A 401-nucleotide genomic window follows, 5' to 3' on the forward strand; every position below is an offset into this window, starting at 1 on the left:
CGGCCAGCGGGAGGAGGTGACCCGGACGGAGTTTGATGCGGCCGGCAACCCCACCCTGCAGATTGCCCCGGACGGGACCCGCACGGAGTGGGTTTATTACCCGGCCAAAGGGGAGGTGAGGCGCTCGGATGACGACTGCTACGGCTGTCCGGCTGACCCCCACGGGTTTGTCCGTTACGTTAAATCGAAAACGGTGACCCCGGGGGTGGCTTCCCCCATCGGGGCCTATGACGATGCGCCGGCGCATGAGGTGATTTACCGTTATGACTCGCTGCCCACACTGCCGGGAACAGCGACCAAGACGGCGGTGGTGCGGACGCAGCAATGTCTGTTCCGGGTGGACCGGCACACCGGACAGCGCCAGTTGTTGCATACGCATCAGACCGGCTATGTCAGCCGGC

Annotated in this window: 1 protein-coding gene; it reads left to right on the plus strand. The window is 64.8% G+C overall.

What is annotated here, in order from left to right; translation table 11 throughout:
- Positions 1–16: 16 nt before the first annotated feature.
- Positions 17–401 (plus strand): hypothetical protein (locus Xsto_RS21820; RefSeq protein ID WP_211284372.1); only part of this gene is annotated, 385 nt, incomplete at its 3' end.

Source organism: Xenorhabdus stockiae (assembly GCF_002632825.1).
GTDB lineage: Bacteria > Pseudomonadota > Gammaproteobacteria > Enterobacterales > Enterobacteriaceae > Xenorhabdus > Xenorhabdus stockiae.